This window comes from Erwinia sp. V71 (genome assembly GCF_965644245.1).
Taxonomy (GTDB): Bacteria; Pseudomonadota; Gammaproteobacteria; order Enterobacterales; family Enterobacteriaceae; genus Erwinia.
The window spans coordinates 1-253 of the sequence record NZ_CBFFRK010000327.1; the positions used below are offsets into that span (position 1 = coordinate 1).

1 protein-coding gene is annotated in these 253 nt (G+C 46.6%); it reads right to left on the reverse strand.

The window, feature by feature from the left end:
- Nucleotides 1–190, reverse strand: a 190-nt coding sequence (locus ACSZO1_RS22830) for a transposase (RefSeq protein ID WP_437616697.1), incomplete at its 3' end; no start/stop codon positions are given.
- Nucleotides 191–253 lie beyond the last annotated feature (63 nt).

A 253-nucleotide genomic window follows, 5' to 3' on the forward strand; every position in this document is an offset into this window, starting at 1 on the left:
GGATCTCGGCCTGAGCATCTGACTGTTCTTTATTAGTGGATGAGTCCGGACCGTACTTCTTTATCCAGGCGTAAAGGCTGTGGGTGGTGATATCGAGACGTGTTGCAACACTGGAAACAGAATGACCGCGATCAATAACCTGTTTGACTGCTTCAATTTTAAACTCTTCGGGATAACGTTTACCGCTCATGGGCACCTCTCTTTAAGTCATCTTAAATGACTCCGAGGTGTCTGTTAAACCCGTGGCGATTCA